Below are 18,557 nucleotides of genomic sequence, written 5' to 3' on the forward strand. Positions count from 1 at the left end.
CATGCTCTCGCGCACTATTCTCCCCTGCCTTGCCCCCGCGCTGCTGCTCAGCGCGTGCGGCGGCACGGCCAACCGCGGCCTGGAATCGGTTCACCAGCCGGTCGTCTCGCGCGCCGACTATGCCTTTGACGTCGGGGCGGGCCCCGAGGGGCTGGCGCCCGGCGAGGCGCAACGGCTTGGCGCCTGGATGGGCTCGCTCAAGGTCGGCTACGGCGACCGGATATCGGTCGATGATCCGGCACGCGATCCGGCGACCCGCGCGGATGTGGCCGCGGCCGCGGCCCGATTTGGCCTGCTCATCGCGGACGAGGCGCCGGTCACCGCTGCGCCGATCGCGGCCGGGACGGCACGCGTCGTCGTCAGCCGCGCGCGCGCCTCTGTGCCGGGCTGTCCGGACCACAGCCGGATGTACCAGCCCGATTTCGAGGGGCACACCGGGTCCAACCACGGCTGCGCGGTGAATTCCAATCTCGCCGCGATGGTCGCGAACCCGACTGATCTGGTGCGCGGAGAAACCACGCGCGGCCTGTCCGATCCGGCGGTCGCGACCAAGGCGATCGACCGCTTCCGCAAGGCCGAGCCGACCGGCGGCGGTGGCACCGCGGTTCGCAGCGAAAGCACGGGAGGCCAAGCGAAATGAACGCGCCATGGAAGCCGGCGGGCGCCGCCGCTCGCGAAGATTTCGTCGCCTATGTCTGCGACGAGGGGACGGCCAACACGCTGCGGCCGATCGCCAGCGAACTCGGCTGGTCGGCGGAGAAGGTGCACAAGGGCGGCCTGCGCAATGCGGTGCAATCCCTGTCGGTCACCGCCTCGCCGCACATCCTGTTCGTCGACCTGGCGGAATCGGGCGATCCGCTGAACGACATCAATTCGCTTGCCGAGGTCTGCGAGCCGGGGACGATCGTGATCGCGGCGGGGCAGGTCAATGACGTCCGCCTGTACCGCGATCTCGTCGCGAGCGGCATCCAGGATTATCTGCTGAAGCCGCTGAGCGGCGACGTGCTGCGCGAGGCGTTTTCGCAGGCGCAGGCGCTGCTGAACGCGCCCAAGGTGATCGACACGGCGGCGGAGCACCCGCATTGCTCGGTCGCGGTCATTGGCACGCGTGGCGGCGCCGGCGCGTCGACCATCGCGACGTCGCTGGCCTGGTTGATGAGCCAGAAGGAGCGCCGCTCCACCGCGCTGCTCGATCTCGACGTGCATTTCGGCACCGGTGCCCTGGCGCTCGATCTGGAACCCGGCCGCGGGCTGACCGACGCCATCGAGAATCCGAGCCGCATCGACGGGCTGTTCATCGAACGCGCGATGGTGCGCGCGTCGGACAAGCTGGCCGTGCTGTCGGCCGAGGCGCCGATCAATTCCCCGATCATGACCGATGGCGGCGCATTCCATCAATTGCAGGATGAGATGCGCGCCGCGTTCGAATGCACGGTCGTCGACCTGCCGCGATCGATGCTGGTGAACTACCCGCATCTGGTGAAGGATGCGCAGACGATCGTCCTGGTGACCGAGCTGACGCTGGCTGCCGCGCGCGACAGCATTCGCCTGCTATCGTGGCTGAAATCCAATGCGCCGGACGCCCAGGTGCTGGTGCTGGCCAACAAGGTGCATCCCGGCCAGCAGCTGGAGATCAGCCGCAAGGATTTCGAAACCTCGATCGAGCGCAAGATCGACTTCGTGGTGCCGTTCGACCAGAAGCTGGCCGCGCAGGCCGCGAAGCTGGGCAAGCCGCTGTACGAGGTGGGCAAGGCCTCCAAGACGGTGGCGCCGATCGTCGATCTGGTGACCCGCCTGTGCTTCATTTCCGATGATAGTGCGCCGGCCAAGGCCAAGGCGCCGCGTCGGGCCGGCACGTCGCTGATGGGCAAGTTCGCCGACCTCAAGGGTCTGGTGCCCAAGCGAGCCGCCAAGAAATGATCCTGCGCGGGCGCCCTGAAGAGGGGCCTGCCCTGCTGTTGCCAGGAGAACGGACCAAGACATGCCCCTGTTACCGGTGATCCTTCTCGCGATCGGCGCGCTCACCACATTGGGCCTGTTGTTCTTCGCCTTGAGCGGACCGTCGACGCAGCGCGCCGGCGACCGGCGGCTGTCCGCGGTCCGCGACCGCCACTCGCCCAACGCGAACACCGCCGTCGAAGTGCAGATGCGGCGGATCACCGGGCGGACCGCGACCAGGACCGACCAGGCAGCGATGCGCTTCCTGCCCCGGCCCGAGGAGTTGCAGAAGCGCCTGGCGATGACCGGCAAGCCATGGACCGTCGGCCAATATGGCGCGACGACGCTGGGCATCTTCGTGGGAACGCTGCTGCTCCTGCTGCTGCTGGGCTTTCCGTTGCTGCTGGCGCTCTTTCTGGGCCTCGGCATGGGCGCTGGCATCCCGCACTTCGCGGTCGGCTATGTCATCAATAAGCGTGTGAAGGCGTTCAACGCCAAGTTCCCGGATGCGATCGAGCTTCTGGTGCGCGGCCTGCGTTCAGGGTTGCCGATCACCGAGACGATGGCGGTCGTGGGTAGCGAGGTGGAGGGCCCCGTCGGGGAGGAGTTCCGCGCCGTCGCCGACAAGATGAAGATCGGCCGTTCGATGGACGTCGCGCTGCAGGAAACGGCAGACCGGCTGGGCACCAAGGAATTCCAGTTCTTCGTCATCACCATCGCGATCCAGCGGGAGACCGGCGGCAACCTCGCCGAAACGCTGCAGAACCTGGCGACCGTGCTGCGCCAGCGCGCGCAGATGAAGCTGAAGATCAAGGCCATGTCGTCGGAATCGAAGGCGTCGGCGATGATCATCGGCGCCCTTCCGTTCATCGTGTTCATCCTGATCTGGTTCGTGAACAGCGCGTACATGCAGAACTTCTTCGTCGACCAGCGACTGATCGTCGCCGGTGTCGGGGGGATGATCTGGATGTCGATCGGCGCCTTCATCATGGCCAAGATGGTCAGCTTCGAGATCTGATATGGAACCCACGCAGACCCCAACGCTGCTCGGTGTCGACGTCCTGTGGGTCGCGACCATCCTGGCGGCGATCGCAGCCGGTGCCGTCCTCGTCGCAATCTATGCCGCGCTCAGCGTCCGCGATCCGATGGCGAAGCGCGTCAAGGCGCTGAACGACCGGCGCGAGCAGTTGAAGGCCGGCATCACCGCCTCGACCAGCAAGCGCCGGGCGAAGCTGGTCCAGAAAAGCGAGAGCGCCGACAAGATCCGCGACATCCTGGAATCGCTGAAGGTTCTGCAGGACAGCCAGGTCAAGGAAGCGCAGACCAAGCTGCTGCAGGCGGGCATCCGCAAGAAGGAATGGGCAGTCGGCGTCATCTTTGGCCGCCTTGTCCTGCCGATCGTCCTGGGCGGCTTCATGGTCTTCGTCGTCTATGGCACCGACACGTTCGGCGACTGGAGCCCGCTGAAGCGCTACGGCCTTGTCGCCTGCACCTTCATCCTCAGCTACAAGGCGCCTGACCTTTACCTGAAGAACAAGATCACCAAGCGGTCGGACGCGATCCGCAAGGGCTTGCCCGACGCGCTCGACCTGCTGGTGATCTGCGCCGAAGCGGGCCTGACGGTGGACGCGGCCTTTCACCGCGTGGCGAAGGAACTGGGCAAGGCCTATCCGGAGCTCGGCGACGAATTTGCCCTGACCGCGATCGAGCTCGGCTTCCTCACCGACCGGCGTGCGGCGTTCGAGAACTTCGCCCATCGCGTGGCGCTGGACGAGGTGAAGGGCATCGTCACCACAATGGTCCAGACCGAGAAGTACGGCACGCCGCTGGCCAGCGCGCTGCGCGTCCTCTCCGCCGAATTCCGCAACGAGCGCATGATGCGCGCGGAGGAAAAGGCGGCGCGGCTGCCGGCGATCATGACGGTGCCGTTGATCCTCTTCATCCTGCCGGTGCTGTTCATCGTCATCCTGGGGCCGGCCGCCTGCTCGATCAGCGACTCCTTCGTCAACGGCAACATATAACAGGCGGGAACGCACGATCCGCGGCATCGTTGAACCTGCGTAACAGGAGGTTCGTCATGCTCTTCAGCACCCCCACGCAGTGGCTGGCGCTTGCCGTCGCGTTGATCGCTGGCTGGCTGTTCGGTCTCGCCAGTCATCCCGGCGGGCGCAAGTGGAAGCAGCGTTATGCCGATGAGCGCGACGTCCACAGCCGCAACCGCAAGGATTTCGACAGCCGCCTGGCGGAGCGGGACGCGCGGATCAAGGAACTGGAGCGCGAGAATGCGCGCCTCGCGGCGGCAACGCCGGGCGCACCGGTTGCGCCCAGCGCACCCGTGGTCACCGAGACGCACGTCCGCGAGCCTGTCGCGCCGAACCGCACGGTGGCGCAATCGGCGGCGCGCCCCGCCGGCACGACGCGGGCGCGCTGGTTCGACTGGAACAATCGCGCCACGACGAGCAGCTGAGCGCGGCGTGATCTGCCGCTGCTGAGCTGGACGTAAAAGAGGCCTCGCCGCGAGGATTTGCGGCGGGCCCTCTTTTATGTGGACAGCGGAGCGCATCGGACCGGCCTACCCGGCCCGATCGCTCCGTTGCACCTTACGCCTTGCGGCCGCTCTTCAGCGCCGCCTGCGCCGCGGCGAGGCGGGCGATCGGGACGCGATAGGGCGAGGCCGATACGTAATCGAGCCCGACGCTTTCGCAGAAGGCGATCGATGCCGGATCGCCGCCATGCTCACCGCAAATGCCGAGCTTCAGGTTCGGCTTGGTCGCCCGGCCACGCTCCGCCGCCAGGCTGATCAATTCGCCGACGCCCTCGACGTCGATGCTGACGAACGGGTCCTTCGGGTAGATGCCCTGCTCGACATAGGAGCCGAGGAAGCGGCCGGCGTCGTCGCGGCTGACGCCGAGCGTCGTCTGCGTCAGATCGTTGGTGCCGAAGGAGAAGAACTCGCCCGCCTCCGCGATCTCGCCCGCACGCAGCGCCGCGCGCGGCAGCTCGATCATCGTGCCGACCAGATATTCGACGGTCTTGCCACGCTCCTCGAACACCGCCTTTGCCGTGCGATCGACGACCGCCTTCATCAGCTCCAGCTCGCGCTTGGTGGCGACGAGCGGGATCATGATCTCCGGGATCGGCGCCTCGCCAGACTTGTCGGCGACGTCGAGCGCCGCCTCGAAGATCGCGCGGGCCTGCATCTCGTAGATTTCGGGATAGGTGACGCCGAGGCGGCAGCCGCGATGGCCGAGCATCGGGTTGAATTCGTGCAGCTCGGCCGCGCGACGCTTCAGCACGTCGACGTCGACCCCGGCCGCCTTGGCAACCTCGCTGAACTCCGCCTCTTCGTGCGGCAGAAATTCGTGCAGCGGCGGATCGAGCAGGCGCACCGTGACGGGGAGCCCGGCCATCACCTCGAAGATCTCGGCGAAGTCGCTGCGCTGTTCGGGGAGCAACCGTTCGAGCGCGACGCGGCGGCCGGCCTCGTCCTCGGCGAGGATCATCTGGCGCACCGCGGTGACGCGATCCGCCTCGAAGAACATATGCTCGGTGCGGCATAGGCCGACGCCCTCGGCGCCGAAATCGCGCGCGGTGCGGCAGTCGAGCGGCGTTTCGGCGTTGGCGCGCACCTTCAGGCGGCGGACCGCATCGGCCCATTCCATCAGCGTGCCGAAATCGCCCGCCAGCTCCGGCTGGATGGTGGCGACTTCACCCGCCATCACTTCGCCTGTCGCGCCGTCGATGGTGAGAAGGTCGCCCTCCTTCACCTCACGGCCGCCGACGCGCGCGATCTTCGCCTTGGCGTCGATCGAGAGCGCGCCAGCGCCGGAGACGCAGGGGCGGCCCATGCCGCGCGCCACCACGGCGGCGTGGCTGGTCATGCCGCCGCGCGCGGTGAGGATGCCCTTTGCCGCGTGCATGCCGTGAATGTCCTCCGGGGAGGTTTCGGTGCGCACGAGGATCACGGCCTTGCCGTCGGCGGCCCACTTTTCGGCCGCGTCGGCGGTGAACACCGCCGCACCGCTCGCCGCGCCCGGCGAGGCCGGCAGCCCCTTGGTCAGCACGTCGCGTGCCGCCTCAGGATCAAGCGTCGGGTGTAGCAGCTGATCGAGCGCCTGCGGATCGACGCGCGCGATCGCTTCCTCGCGGGTGATGAGGCCTTCGGCGGCCATGTCGACCGCGATCTTCAGCGCCGCCTTCGCGGTGCGCTTGCCCGAGCGGGTCTGGAGCATCCAGAGCTTGCCCTGCTGCACCGTGAATTCGATGTCCTGCATGTCGCGGTAATGCCGCTCCAGCTGGTCGAACACGGCGGCAAGCTCGGTATAGGCGGCGGGAAGCGCCTCCTCCATGCTGAGCGGCTTGGCGCCCGCCTCTTCACGCGCGGCCTTGGTCAGATATTGCGGGGTGCGGATGCCGGCGACGACGTCCTCGCCCTGCGCATTGATCAGGAATTCGCCGTAATAGGCATTGTGGCCGGTCGAGGGGTCACGCGTGAAGGCGACGCCGGTCGCCGACGTGTCGCCCATGTTGCCGAACACCATCGCCTGCACGTTGACGGCGGTGCCCCAGCTGCCGGGAATGTCGTTGAGGCGGCGATAGACCTTGGCGCGGTCCGACTGCCAGGAGCCGAACACGGCGCCGATCGCGCCCCACAGTTGGTCATGCACGTCCTGCGGGAACGGCTTGCCCTGCTGCTGCTCGACCAGGCCCTTGAACTCGGCGACCAGCGCCTTGAGGTCAGCCGCCGACAGCTCGGTATCGAGAGTGAAGCCCTTGTCTTCCTTGGCGATTTCCAGCGCCTCTTCGAACGCGCCGTGATCGAGGCCGAGCACGACGTCCGAATACATCTGGATGAAGCGGCGATAGCTGTCCCAGGCGAAACGCTCATCGCCGCTGGCGCTGGCGAGCCCCTCGACGGTCTGGTCGTTGAGGCCGAGGTTGAGGACGGTGTCCATCATGCCCGGCATCGAGACGCGGGCGCCGGAGCGGACCGAGACCAGCAGCGGGTCGGTGGCGTCGCCGAACGTCTTGCCGGTGATCGCCTCGATATGGGCGATGCCCTGGGCCACTTCGGCGCGCACGCTGTCGGGAAAGGTTTCGCCTTCCTCATAATAGCGGGTGCACATGGCGGTGCTGATGGTGAAGCCAGGAGGGACCGGGAGGCCGATGGAGGCCATTTCGGCGAGGTTCGCGCCCTTGCCGCCCAAGAGGTTCTTGTCCCCGCTACCACCGTCGGAAACGCCGCCACCGAAGCGGTAGACGTACCGTTCATCCGCCTGGGTCTTGACCGCGGTCGCCATGGGTTATCGCCTCCTGAAACTCGTTATGTGCGTCGCAACACACGCCCGGACGCCGGATTGCAAGTACAAAGCGGCACCCAAACAGATGTAACCGTTTACCCCCTCACCCTTCGATGCGGGAGAAGTCAGCGACCGCGTGAACCGCCGCGCGGACCCGCGCCAACAACGCCAGACGGCCGGCACGTTTTCCAGAATCGGCATCGTTTACGGTCACTTGGTCGAAGAATGCGTCGATCGGCGCGCGCAGAGTCGCGAGCGCAGCCATCGCCGCCTCGAAATCCTCGTTGGCGATCGCATCGGCCGAGGCAGGTTCGGCCGCATCCAGCGCGGTGACCAGAGCAGCTTCGGCCGGTTCCCGGTCATAATCGGCCGCGGATGGCGCGGCGTCGGCCAGATAATCTTCCTTCTTCAGGATATTGGCCGCGCGCTTGTAGCCAGCGAGGAGGTTTGCGCCATCCTCGGTCCCGACGAACGACTGCAACGCCTTCACCCGCGCGAGCAGGCGGACGAGATCGTCCTCCCCGCCGAGCGCGAACACCGCGTCGATCAGATCGTGGCGAACGCCGGCTTCGCGCTGCTGAACCTTGAGGCGGTCGGCGAAGAAATCGAGCACGTCGCCGCTGACGATGCGTGACAGCGGGAAGCGGAGGCCGTTGTCGAGGATCAGCGCGAGGATGCCCAAGGCGGAGCGACGAAGCGCGAACGGATCCTTGGAGCCGCTGGGCTTCAGGTCGGCGCCGAAGAACTGGGTGATGCTGTCGAGCTTGTCCGCCAGCGACACGGCCACGGTCACCGGCGCGGTGGGGACGTCGTCGCCCTGCCCAACCGGCTTGTAGTGATCGCGGATCGCCTCGGCGACTTCGGCGGGTTCGCCCTGCGCGGCGGCGTAATAGCCGCCCATCAGGCCCTGAAGCTCAGGGAATTCGCCGACCATGCCGGTGACGAGGTCGGCCTTGGCGAGGCGCGCGGCGCGCTCGGCGAGGTCGGGGTTCGCGCCCTTGACGATGCCTTCCTCGGCCAGCCAGCGGGCGAGGTTTGCGACACGCTCTACCTTGTCGGCGACGGTGCCGAGCTTTTCGTGGAAGACGATCTTTTCCAGCTTCTTCGCCTGATCGGCGAGCGGCACCTTGAGATCGGTCTCGTAGAAGAAGCGCGCGTCGGAGAGGCGCGCGGCGAGCACCTTGCGGTTGCCCTCCACGATCCGCTCGCCGCCGTCCGCCGCATCGATGTTCGCGGTGCAGACGAAGGCGTTGGCGAGCGCGCCGCCGGCGTCGCGGCAGACGAAATACTTCTGGTTCACGCGCGCGGTGAGCTGAATCACCTCGGGCGGCACGTCGAGGAACGCCGCGTCGAAGCGGCCGAGCAGCGGCACCGGCCATTCGGTGAGGCCGGCGTTTTCGCTGACCAGCCCCTCATCCTCGACCAGCGTGAGGCCGGCCATGTTGGCGGCGAGCTTCGCACCGAGCGCGATGGTGGCGCGGCGTTCGTTCTGGTCGACGATGACGTGGCAGGCGCGCAGCTTCTCGACATAGTCGGCCGCGCTGCCGATGGTGATGACGCCGGGGTGATGGAAGCGGTGGCCGACGGTGGCCGCGCCGCTTTCGACGCCGGCGATCGCGCAGGGCACCACATCGTCACCGAACAGCGCGATGATGCCCTGCAGCGGGCGGACCCAGCGCGGGCTTTCGGTGGAGATCGACGCCTCGCCCCAGCGCATCGACTTGGGCCAGGGGAAGGCGCGGATGATCGCGGGGATCGCGTCAGCCAGCACATCGGCGGTGGCGCGCCCGGGCTTGTCGATCACCGCGAACAAGGTGGCGCGGCCCTTCACCTCGCGGGTCTGCAGCGCGTCGCGCGTCAGGCCGGCCTTGCGCAGGAAGCCTTCGACCGCAGCGTCAGGCGCGTCGGCGGGCGGGCCCTTCAGCTCCTCGCTCACCGCCGCAGTCTCAGCCGGCAGGTCGCGCGCGATCAGCGCCAGGCGGCGCGGCGTCGCGTAGGTGACGAGTTCGGCCGCCTTCAGGCCAGCCTTGGCGAGTTCGGCGGTGAACAGGCGGGCGAGATCCTCGCGCGCCTTGTCCTGCATGCGCGCCGGGATTTCCTCCGAGCGCAGTTCGAGCAGAAAATCGGTCATGCCGCGCTCCAGTTCGGGAAGCGGGCTTTCCAGCCCTCGGCATTCTTTTCCATATACGCCGTGCAGGCACCCTTCGCGAGATCGCGGACGCGGCCGATATAGGCCTGACGCTCGGCGACGGAGATGACGCCGCGCGCGTTCAGCAGGTTGAAGATGTGGCTCGCCTCGATCGCCTGCTCATAGGCCGGGATCGGCAGCTTCGCGGCGAGGCAATTCTCGCACTCGGCCGCCGCCTTGCGGAACAGGTCGAACAAAGTGTCGGTATCGGCGACCTCGAAATTCCAGGTCGACATCTGCCGCTCATTCTCGAGGAACACGTCGCCGTAGGAGACGCCGGCGTCGTTGAAGCGCAGGTCATACACATTGTCGACGTTCTGGATGTACATCGCCAGCCGTTCGAGCCCGTAGGTGAGCTCGCCCGCGACGGGCTTGCAGTCAAAGCCGCCCATCTGCTGGAAATAGGTGAACTGGGTCACCTCCATCCCGTCGCACCACACTTCCCAGCCGAGGCCCCAGGCGCCCAAGGTCGGGCTTTCCCAGTCATCCTCGACGAAGCGGATGTCGTGGCGGGTGAAATCGATGCCGATCGCCGCGAGGCTGCCGAGATACAGCTCCTGCAGATCGGGCGGGCTTGGCTTCAGGATCACCTGATATTGGTAATAATGCTGCAGCCGGTTCGGGTTCTCGCCATAGCGGCCATCGGTCGGCCGGCGGCTGGGCTGAACGAAGGCGGCGTTCCACGGCTCCGGGCCGAGCGCGCGCAGCGTCGTGGCGGGGTGAAAGGTGCCAGCGCCCATGCGCATGTCATAGGGTTGCAGAATGGCGCAGCCCCGCGCTCCCCAATAGGAATGGAGGCGCAGGATCATGTCCTGGAAGCTTAACGGCGCGTCTGTTGAGGTGGCGTTCATCGCGCGCCGGGCAATGGCGGATGGCTCGCCAACAGGCAAGGCCCCCGCTAGGCTGGCTGCGCCCCGACCAAGGAAGGTTGCCAAGACCCGTGTTACGACCCTTCACCTCTTTGTTCGCCGCCCTCGGCCTTGCCTTCACCCTGCCCGCCTGCGCGCAGCCGGCGCCGGTGGTGCAGCAGGACGCCGACCCCGCGCTGTGGGTGGTGCGCGACAAGGATACGACGATCTACCTCTTCGGGACGATCCACGTCCTGAAGCCGGGCCTGTCTTGGTTCGACGAGGCGGTGAAGAAGGCGTTCGACCGGTCCGGCACGCTGGTGCTGGAGATGGTCGAGCCGGACAAGGAGACGCAGGAGCGTGTCGTCGTGTCTAAGGCGTTCGACCCGTCCGGCCAGTCGCTGATCGAGAAGCTGCCCGAGGACAAGCGCCAGCCGTTCCTGAAGGCATTGGAAGACAACAAGCTGCCGCGCGCGACGTTCGAGCGGATGCAGCCGTGGTTCGCCGCGATCAGCCTGTCGGCGCTGCCGGTGCAGAAGCTGGGCTATGACGCCAGCAACGGGCCCGAAGGCGTGCTGACCAAGGCGGCCAAGGCGCAGAAGAAGCAGGTCATCGGGCTGGAGACGTTCGAGGGCCAAATGTCGATTTTCGATTCGCTGTCGCAGAAGGCGCAGCTCGAGCTGCTGACGTCGACGGTGGAGGAGCTGCCCAAGGCGGGCGAGACGATGGACCGGATGGTGTCCGATTGGGCCAAGGGCAATCCCGATGGCCTGGCCAAGACGATGAACGACAGCCTGAAGGATTCGCCGGAGGTGAACAAGGCGCTGCTGGTCGATCGCAACGCCAAATGGGCGGCGTGGATCGCGGAGCGGATGCGCACACCCGGCCGCGTCTTCATCGCGGTGGGCGCGGGACACCTCGCCGGGCCCGACAGCGTTCAGGCGCAGCTGGGGAAGTACAGACTGAAGGCGGTGCGGGTTAAGTATTGAGCCCGGGGCAGCGGCGGGTCCGCGCCAGTGGCGGGGAGTGCCGCGAGGATTGCCTTTCGCGCCCCTGCCCGCTATGCGCGCCCGCTTCCGGCCATGGTCATCCCTGGAGGCGTGGCGCGGAAGGACATACATGAGTTTCGGAGAATATTGATGAGCGACCAGCTGACGCTCGCAGCCGAGACGCGTGACCGGGTTGGCAAGGGAGCCTCCCGGGCGCTGCGTCGTGACGGCCGCGTACCCGCCGTGATCTACGGCCAGAACAAGGAACCGACCTCGATCCATCTCGAGGAAAAGGCGCTTGTGAAGGCACTGGGCACCGGCCACTTCATGAACACCGTCGTGATGATCAACGGTGAGCGCACCCTGCCCAAGGACGTGCACTTCCACCCGGTCACCGACCGTCCGGTTCACGTCGACTTCCTGCGCATCAGCGCGCACACGACCGTCACCGTTGCGGTGCCGGTGGTGTTCGTCGACGAGGAAGAAGCCCCGGGCCTCAAGAAGGGCGGCGTGCTGAACGTCGTTCGTCACGAGCTGGAGCTGGTGTGCGACGCGAGCGACATCCCGTCGGAAGTCACGATCTCGCTGAAGGGCCTGGAAGTGGGCGATTCGCTCCACATTTCGGCCGTGACGCTGCCCAAGGGCACGACGTCGGCGATCGACGACCGCGACTTCACCATCGCGACGGTGGTTGCACCGTCGGCGCTGAAGTCGTCCGAGGGCGACACGTCGACCGAGGCGACCGAGGAAGCTGCGGGCGAGTAATATCGTCCTGTGCCGCCCGGGGCGGCACGGATTCGCGGGCGGGTGGCGGCGACGCCCCCCGCCCGTTTTCGTTTGGGCGCCAAGCGGCACGCCCGTGACAGGGCGCTGACGCGCCAGTGAGACGATGGGATCGGTGATGCAGCTATGGGTCGGCCTGGGCAATCCGGGCCCGCAATATGCGATGCAGCGGCACAATGTCGGCTTCATGGCCGTCGATGCGATCGCCGAGGTGCATGATTTCGGCGCGACGGCGAAGAAGTTCCAGGGCTGGGTGCGCGAGGGCCGGCTAGGCAACGAGAAGGTGCTGCTGCTGAAGCCCGCGACCTTCATGAACGAAAGCGGGCGCAGCGTTGCCGAGGCGCTGCGTTTCTACAAGCTGGGCGTCGAGGCGCTGACGGTGTTCCACGACGAGCTGGACCTGGCGCCGATGAAGGTGAAGGTGCGGATGGGCGGCGGGCTGGCGGGGCACAATGGCCTGCGCTCGATCGACCAGCATCTGGGGCCGGATTTTCGCCGCGTGCGCATCGGCATCGGTCATCCCGGGCACAAGGACCGGGTGACTGGCCATGTGCTGGGCAATTACGCCAAGAGCGAGATCGATGCGCTGACCGACCTGCTCGGCGCGCTCGCCTCCGAGGCGCCGACGCTGGCGGCGGGGGACGACGTGCGGTTCATGAACGACGTGGCGCTGCGGCTGCAGGGCTGAGGGGGCGGCGGGGGTTGCCCCTCCACCCGGCCTTCCCCGTCGCCCTTCCCCATTGGCGCGCCGCGCGATAACGGATCGAGCCATGTTGTTTCCGCCCGCCTCCTGCCCGCGCCTCGTGGTGAAGATCGGCTCGGCGCTGCTCGTCGACCCGTCGGGCGCAGTGCGGCGCGACTGGCTGGCGGGGATTGCCGCCGATGTCGCGGCGCGCGCCGACACGGGGCAGCAGGTGGCGATCGTCTCCTCGGGCGCGATTGCGCTGGGCGCACGGCGGCTGGGACTGCCGCGTGGCGGGCGGGCGAGCCTGGAGGATGCGCAGGCGGCGGCGGCGACGGGGCAGATCGCGCTCAGCCAGACCTGGGCCGAGGTGCTCGCCGCCAACGGGCTTACCGCCGCGCAGATGCTGGTGACGCTGGATGATCTGGAGGATCGCCGCCGCTACCTGAATGCCGCCGCCACGCTGGGGCGGCTGCTGCAGTTGGGCACGGTGCCGGTCATCAACGAGAATGACAGCGTGGCGACGGCCGAGATCCGCTTCGGCGACAATGACCGGCTGGCGGCGCGGGTGGCGCAGGCGGCGGGGGCGGACGGCGTGGTCCTGCTGTCCGACATCGACGGCCTGTATGATCGCAACCCGGCGCAGCCCGGCGCGGTGCATATTCCGGAAGTGGGGCAGATCGACGCGCGGATCGCCGGGATGGCGGACGATGGCTCGGCATCCGGCATGGGATCGGGCGGGATGGTGTCGAAGATCGCCGCGGCGCGGATTGCGACCGGCGCGGGAGTCGCGCTGGCGATCGCGTCGGGGCGGATCGAACGGCCGCTGTCGACCGACGCGCGGCACACGATCTTCCTTCCCGAGAAACGCGCGCGGGCGCGCAAGGCGTGGCTGGCGGGGCGGCTGACGGCGAAGGGCGTGGTGACCGTGGATGCCGGCGCGGCGCAGGCGCTTGCCGGTGGGCGCAGCCTGCTGGCGGCGGGGGCGATCGCAGTGTCGGGCGATTTCGCGCGCGGCGACGTGGTGACGATCGCGGGCCCCGAGGGGCCGATCGCGCGCGGGCTGGCCGAATATGATGCGGGCGAGATGCAGCGCCTGCTGGGGCGGCGCAGCGAGGAGCAGGAGGCGCTGCTCGGCTATGCGCCGCGCGCCGCGCTGATCCACCGCAACCATATGGCGCTGCTGTGATCCTGGCGCTGACCGGCGGGACCGGCTTTGTCGGCCGGGCGACGATCGATGCGGCGCTGGGCGCGGGGCATCGGGTCCGCGCGCTGACGCGGCGGCCGCAGGCGGCGCGCGACGGCGTCACCTGGGTGGCGGGGGCGCTCGACGATGCCGCGAGCGTCGCCGCGCTGGTCGAGGGCGCCGATGCGGTCATCCATATCGCCGGGGTGGTCAATGCGCCCGACAAGGCTGGCTTCGTCGCCGGCAATATCGAGGGCACACGCGCCGTCGTCAGCGCAACGGGGACGCGGCGGCTGGTGCATGTGTCGTCGCTGTCGGCGCGCGAGCCGCAGCTGTCGATGTACGGCTGGTCGAAGCGCGAGGCGGAGACGATCGTTGCCGAGAGCGCCAGCGACTGGACGATCGTTCGCCCGACCGGCGTCTATGGACCCGGCGATACCGAGATGCGCGACATGTTCCGGCTGGCGCGGCTGGGCCTTGCCTTCCTGCCGCCGCCCGGGCGTGTGTCGCTGATCCATGTCGAGGACCTTGCGCGTTTGCTGGTCCTGCTCGCCGAGCGGCCGGGAGCGCATGAATTGTACGAAGTCGACGATGGCGAGACGCTGACCCACGCCGATCTGGCCGCGGCGATCGGGGGCGCGGTCGGGCGGCGGGTGATGCCGATGCATTTGCCCAAGCCACTGATGCGGGTCGCGGCGCGGATCGACCGCAAGTTGCGCGGTGGCGGGGCGAAGCTGACGCTCGACCGGGTCGAGTATCTGAGCCACCCGGACTGGACGGCGCGCGCCGATCATCGTCCGCCCGCGAGCCTGTGGACGCCGCGGATCCCGCTGGATCAGGGCATGGCGCAGACCGCTCGGGCGTACGCCATCGCAGGATGACCACGCTTCCGCCGCATTCGATTGGCACCTCGCCCGCTTGCAGCTAAGGACCCGGCATGAGCGACCGCGACAGCATCTTCGACACCGTCAAGGCCCAGATCGAACCCTTCAACAAGAAGGGCGTGACGGTGACCGAGGCAACAACGTTCCAGGGCGATCTCGAATGGGATTCGCTGACCGTGATGGATTTCGTAGCCGCGATCGAGGACGAATTCGACATCATCATCACGATGAACATGCAGGCGGAAATCGAAACGGTGGGGCAGCTTGCCGATGCCGTCGCCAAGCTGAAGAACTGAACGACGCGTTCCTCGCGACGCTTGTTCTTCGCGACGGATGACCAGGAACGTGGCCGGGTGCGGTGCGCCCGGTGAATGGACACGACCCGATGTGAACGGTTGGGAATTGAACACATGACCGAAACCGGCCTCCAGGCTGAAGCCCTGCCCGTCGAGCTTGCCACCGTGGCTCCGGAACGCGACCTGTTCGACAAGTTCGCGCCGCTGATCGCCGAGCGCCAGGCGCTGCTCGACAGCGGCGTGCGCGATCCGTTCGGCATCGTCATGGAGGAGGTGAAGAGCCCCACCGTCGCGGTCATCAAGGGCCGCGAGACGATCCTGCTGGGCACGTACAATTACATGGGCATGACGTTCGATCCTGACGTCATCGCCGCGGGCAAGGACGCGTTCGACAAGTTCGGCAGCGGCACCAACGGCAGCCGCGCGCTGAACGGCACGTTCCACGACCATATGGAAGTCGAGCAGGCGCTGCGCGACTTCTACGGCATGTCGGGCGCAATCGTCTTTTCAACGGGTTATCAGGCGAACCTCGGCGTTATCTCTGCCATTGCGGCGAAGGGCGAGTACATCATCCTGGACGCCGACAGCCATGCGTCGATCTATGACGGATGCGCGATGGGCAATGCGGAGGTCGTGCGTTTCCGCCACAATTCGGTCGAGGATCTCGACAAGCGGCTGGGTCGCCTGCCCAAGGAGCCGGGCAAACTCGTCGTCCTTGAAGGCGTCTATTCGATGCTGGGCGACATCGCACCGCTGAAGGAGATGGTCGCCGTCGCCAAGAAGCATGGCGCGATGGTGCTGGTCGACGAGGCGCATTCGATGGGTTTCTTCGGCCCCAACGGCCGCGGCGTCTATGAAGACCAGGGGCTGCAGGACGAGGTCGATTTCGTGATCGGCACCTTCTCCAAGTCGGTCGGCACGGTCGGCGGCTTCTGCGTGTCGAACCACCCGAAGTTCGAGATCCTGCGCTTCGTCTGTCGACCCTATATCTTCACCGCCAGCCTGCCGCCCGCGGTGGTCGCGTCCGCAACTGCGTCGATCCGCAAGCTGATGCACGCCAAGGACAAGCGCGAGCGGCTGTGGGCCAATACGCGCCAGCTGCATGGCGGGCTGAAGCAGCTCGGTTTCCGCCTGCCCACCGACGAGCCGGAATCGGCGATCGTCGCGGTGATCCTGGACGACCAGGAGCAGGCCGTCCGGATGTGGCACGGGCTGCTGGAGGCCGGCCTCTACGTCAATGTCGCGCGTCCGCCCGCGACACCGGCCGGCATGTTCCTGCTGCGCTGCTCGGTCTGCGCAGAACATACGCCCGAGCAGATGGCCAAGGTGGTCGCGATGTTCGAGGCCGCTGGGCGGGCGACCGGCGTGATCGCCTGATCGCCATCGCATCGCTTCCGCCAGACGTGCAGCTTTGATAGACCGTGAGGCCGTGGCTGCCGCGGGCATAGGATCGGCTTTCAAAAGCGTGGCTTCGGCCTGGCGCCTCATCACCTTTGTCGTGATGGGGGTGGCCGGCGTCGGCGTGCTGGTCGCGCTGATCCTGACGCTGGGCGAGGCCAACAACCAGCGCAACCGCGCCTCCTCGCTCCAATCGCACAGCTATGACGTGATGATTCTGGCGCGGACGCTGTCGGGCACGATCGCACGATCCGAAGCGGCGCTGGGACGCTACGTCATCTCCGGCGACAAGCAGCTGGGGCGGCTGTATTTCGAGGATTGGCGCCGCGCGGGCGACCAGTTGCAGCGGCTGTCGTCACTGACGCGCGACAATGTGGCGCAACGCCCGTTGATCGGCCGGTTGCAGGCAGCGTTCAATGAGCGCGGCGAGCAATTGTCGATGACCGCGCTGGCGACCAATTACGGCAAGAACCAGCAGGCGCTGTCGCGTTATTACGAAGCGCGGCAGGCGTCGGCACTGACCGAGATCAACCGGCTGCTGGACGAAGTGATCGCCAGCGAGCGAACGCTGCTGATCACCCGCACCGAAGCGACGATGGCGCTGGTCGAACGCTCGACGCGTGCCGCCTTTGTCCTGTCGGCGTTCGGCGTGCTGCTGCTGATCGGGGCGATCATCCTCGGCTGGTTGACGATGCGGGCGTCGACCGATCGCGCACTGGCCCGTGCCGAGGCCGATGCCGCGCGCGCTCGCGCCGACGAACTGGCGGTGGCGGTGGCGGAGGCAACCGAGGAATTGCGTGCGCAGGAAGCGCGGTTGCGGCAGGCGCAGAAGATGGATGCGATCGGCCAGCTGACCGGCGGTATCGCACACGATTTCAACAACATGCTGGCAGTTGTGATCGGCGGGCTCGAACTGGCGCAGCGCGCGATTGCCAATGGCGGGGCGGACGCCGCGCGCCATGTCGAAAGCGCGCGTGAGGGGGCGGTCCGGGCGGCGGAGCTGACCCGCCGGCTGCTCGCCTTTGCCCGCGAGGGGGCGATCGCGCCGGAGCGCATCCATGTCGGCGCCTTGCTCAACGGGATGCGCGACCTGCTCGACCGGACGCTCGGCGATGCGATCCAGGTCGAGATCGCCTGCCATGGCGAGGATGCCTATGTCCGCGCCGATCGGGTGCAGTTCGAGAATTGCATCCTGAACCTCGCGGTCAATGCGCGCGATGCGATGGACGGGCGCGGGCGGGTCAGCATCACCTCGGGCGTGGAGCGGTCAACCAACGGCACCTTCGTCACCATCACGGTGCGCGACGACGGATGCGGCATGACGCCGGACATCGTCGAGCGCGTGTTCGAGCCGTTCTTCACCACCAAGCCGGTCGGCAAGGGCACAGGCCTGGGGCTGAGCCAGATCTTCTCCTTTGCGCGCCAGCTGGACGGCGAAGTGGCGATCGATTCCACGCCTGGCGTCGGGACGAGCGTGATCATGCGGCTGCCGCACGACAGCGAGGCGGAAGCGCCGGAACGCGCCGACGAGGAAGCCGCCATCGCCACCGCGGCGCCGGAAGAGCTGACCATCCTGGTGGTGGAGGATGACCAGCGCGTGCTGCGCGCCACCGTCGGCGCGCTGGAGGAACTGGGCCATCGCGTGATCGCATGCGACGATCCGCTGCGCGCCCCCGCCCTGCTCGACGAGCACGCGCCCGTCGACCTCATCATGAGCGATGTGCTGATGCCGGTGCAGACCGGCCCGGAAATGATCGAGGCGCTGCCCGAACGCCACGCGCGTACCGCCGTGCTCTTCGTCACCGGCTTCGCCGGCGAGGCGAGCGACGCGGCGATGTTCAACGGCCATCATGTGCTGCGCAAGCCCTTCACCCTCGCCGCGCTGGCGCGCGCACTGGCCGATGCCTTTGCGCGCAGCCCGGCCGCCGCACCTGACCGGATGGCGGCGGAATAAGGCGAAGCGAAAGGAAAGCGTCGCGGCGCTGGACCGAAAAGGGCTGGCGCTCGTTACCTTCTCGCCTATACCGGCGCACCCATCCGCAAGATCGAGCCCCTTAGCCGCGCC

The 18,557-nt window shown here is 67.5% G+C and carries 16 protein-coding genes; 13 read left to right on the forward strand and 3 right to left on the reverse strand.

Translation table 11 applies throughout. From position 1 onward, the window contains the following. Nucleotide 1: 1 nt before the first annotated feature. The 5 genes from XM50_RS16225 to XM50_RS16245 all read left to right on the forward strand — a co-directional run bounded on the left by XM50_RS16225 (nucleotide 2) and on the right by XM50_RS16245 (nucleotide 4,405). Nucleotides 2–640, forward strand: coding sequence for a CpaD family pilus assembly lipoprotein (locus XM50_RS16225; RefSeq protein ID WP_082103256.1), 639 nt, complete (start codon nucleotides 2–4; stop codon nucleotides 638–640). Next, a complete protein-coding gene (locus XM50_RS16230; RefSeq protein WP_046410926.1) occupies nucleotides 637–1,920 on the forward strand; it encodes a pilus assembly protein CpaE in 1,284 nt (427 codons plus the stop codon). The genes XM50_RS16225 and XM50_RS16230 overlap by 4 nt, the downstream gene beginning before the upstream one ends. Nucleotides 1,921–1,981: 61 nt before the next feature. Continuing rightward, a complete protein-coding gene (locus tag XM50_RS16235; RefSeq protein ID WP_046410928.1) occupies nucleotides 1,982–2,956 on the forward strand; it encodes a type II secretion system F family protein in 975 nt (324 codons plus the stop codon). A 1-nt stretch (nucleotide 2,957) separates the two neighbouring features. Then, the gene (locus XM50_RS16240; protein WP_046410929.1) at nucleotides 2,958–3,959 is read left to right on the forward strand and encodes a type II secretion system F family protein; all 1,002 of its coding nucleotides are present in this window, start codon (nucleotides 2,958–2,960) and stop codon (nucleotides 3,957–3,959) included. A gap of 56 nt (nucleotides 3,960–4,015) precedes the next feature. Continuing rightward, nucleotides 4,016–4,405 carry a hypothetical protein gene (locus XM50_RS16245; protein ID WP_046410931.1) on the forward strand — a complete coding sequence of 130 codons (390 nt, stop codon included), beginning with the start codon at nucleotides 4,016–4,018 and terminating at the stop codon, nucleotides 4,403–4,405. A 133-nt stretch (nucleotides 4,406–4,538) separates the two neighbouring features. On the opposite strand, the gene ppdK is transcribed toward XM50_RS16245, so the two are convergent. From ppdK to XM50_RS16260, 3 genes are all read right to left on the reverse strand, one after another. Beyond that, on the reverse strand, nucleotides 4,539–7,238 hold the full coding sequence (ppdK, locus tag XM50_RS16250; RefSeq protein WP_046410933.1) for a pyruvate, phosphate dikinase: 2,700 nt from the start codon (nucleotides 7,236–7,238) through the stop codon (nucleotides 4,539–4,541). Between the two features lie 103 nt (nucleotides 7,239–7,341). After that, complete coding sequence (gene glyS, locus XM50_RS16255; protein WP_046410934.1) at nucleotides 7,342–9,369, reverse strand: glycine--tRNA ligase subunit beta; 2,028 nt, start codon at nucleotides 9,367–9,369, stop codon at nucleotides 7,342–7,344. After that, nucleotides 9,366–10,235 (reverse strand): glycine--tRNA ligase subunit alpha, encoded by an 870-nt coding sequence (locus XM50_RS16260; RefSeq protein ID WP_046410936.1) that lies wholly within the window; start codon nucleotides 10,233–10,235, stop codon nucleotides 9,366–9,368. Before XM50_RS16260 ends, glyS begins: the two co-directional genes overlap by 4 nt. A gap of 131 nt (nucleotides 10,236–10,366) precedes the next feature. Here XM50_RS16260 and XM50_RS16265 point away from each other — a divergent pair, with 131 nt between their 5' ends. The 8 genes from XM50_RS16265 to XM50_RS16300 all read left to right on the forward strand — a co-directional run bounded on the left by XM50_RS16265 (nucleotide 10,367) and on the right by XM50_RS16300 (nucleotide 18,446). Next, a complete protein-coding gene (locus XM50_RS16265; RefSeq protein WP_046410937.1) occupies nucleotides 10,367–11,263 on the forward strand; it encodes a TraB/GumN family protein in 897 nt (298 codons plus the stop codon). Between the two features lie 150 nt (nucleotides 11,264–11,413). Beyond that, nucleotides 11,414–12,028 carry a 50S ribosomal protein L25/general stress protein Ctc gene (locus XM50_RS16270; RefSeq protein ID WP_046410939.1) on the forward strand — a complete coding sequence of 205 codons (615 nt, stop codon included), beginning with the start codon at nucleotides 11,414–11,416 and terminating at the stop codon, nucleotides 12,026–12,028. 136 nt (nucleotides 12,029–12,164) lie between these two features. After that, nucleotides 12,165–12,734, forward strand: coding sequence for an aminoacyl-tRNA hydrolase (gene pth, locus XM50_RS16275; RefSeq protein WP_046410940.1), 570 nt, complete (start codon nucleotides 12,165–12,167; stop codon nucleotides 12,732–12,734). Between the two features lie 82 nt (nucleotides 12,735–12,816). Beyond that, a complete protein-coding gene (proB, locus tag XM50_RS16280) occupies nucleotides 12,817–13,917 on the forward strand; it encodes a glutamate 5-kinase (RefSeq protein WP_046410942.1) in 1,101 nt (366 codons plus the stop codon). Continuing rightward, complete coding sequence (locus XM50_RS16285; RefSeq protein ID WP_046410944.1) at nucleotides 13,914–14,795, forward strand: NAD-dependent epimerase/dehydratase family protein; 882 nt, start codon at nucleotides 13,914–13,916, stop codon at nucleotides 14,793–14,795. The genes proB and XM50_RS16285 overlap by 4 nt, the downstream gene beginning before the upstream one ends. A 56-nt stretch (nucleotides 14,796–14,851) precedes the next feature. Then, the gene (locus XM50_RS16290; protein ID WP_046410945.1) at nucleotides 14,852–15,094 is read left to right on the forward strand and encodes an acyl carrier protein; all 243 of its coding nucleotides are present in this window, start codon (nucleotides 14,852–14,854) and stop codon (nucleotides 15,092–15,094) included. A 114-nt stretch (nucleotides 15,095–15,208) separates the two neighbouring features. After that, nucleotides 15,209–16,471, forward strand: a complete 1,263-nt coding sequence (gene spt / locus XM50_RS16295) for a serine palmitoyltransferase (RefSeq protein ID WP_046410947.1) — start codon at nucleotides 15,209–15,211, stop codon at nucleotides 16,469–16,471. A gap of 88 nt (nucleotides 16,472–16,559) precedes the next feature. After that, nucleotides 16,560–18,446, forward strand: coding sequence for an ATP-binding protein (locus XM50_RS16300; protein ID WP_331386572.1), 1,887 nt, complete (start codon nucleotides 16,560–16,562; stop codon nucleotides 18,444–18,446). Nucleotides 18,447–18,557: the final 111 nt, after the last annotated feature.

It is taken from the genome of Sphingomonas sp. Ag1, assembly GCF_000980895.1.
Lineage (GTDB): Bacteria > Pseudomonadota > Alphaproteobacteria > Sphingomonadales > Sphingomonadaceae > Sphingomonas > Sphingomonas panaciterrae.